Source organism: Vibrio sp. 10N.222.48.A3, from assembly GCF_041475345.1.
GTDB lineage: Bacteria > Pseudomonadota > Gammaproteobacteria > Enterobacterales > Vibrionaceae > Vibrio > Vibrio tasmaniensis_A.
The window spans coordinates 1-288 of record NZ_JBFRVX010001363.1 but is presented as its reverse complement, the minus strand read 5'-3'; the positions used below and the strand labels follow the sequence as shown (position 1 = coordinate 288).

At 46.2% G+C, this 288-nt stretch carries 1 pseudogene; it reads left to right on the top strand.

The window, feature by feature from the left end:
• Positions 1-288: pseudogene (locus AB4653_RS26380) on the top strand (hypothetical protein); the annotation flags it as partial.

Below are 288 nucleotides of genomic sequence, written 5' to 3'. Positions count from 1 at the left end.
GGACGACTTAAAAGCGCAGACAGTAACGCACCACGTCTCAGCCCATAACATTGTATTTAACCAAGTGTCCATTATCCCTTTTATTCAGAGCGTGAGGGTAAGTCTAGGAGAGCACATCGACAACATTGAAGGATTTGCCTGTGTCATTCTAAGGAACTTAACTCCCGAAGAGCGAAACGCCATGAACGGCAAGGAAGGTGATCTTCCACCCTTACCCAAAGCCCCGACGTCCTATACATTAGAACTAGGTCCCAATACTGTTTATGCTTCCGACCTTTTAGATTGGCT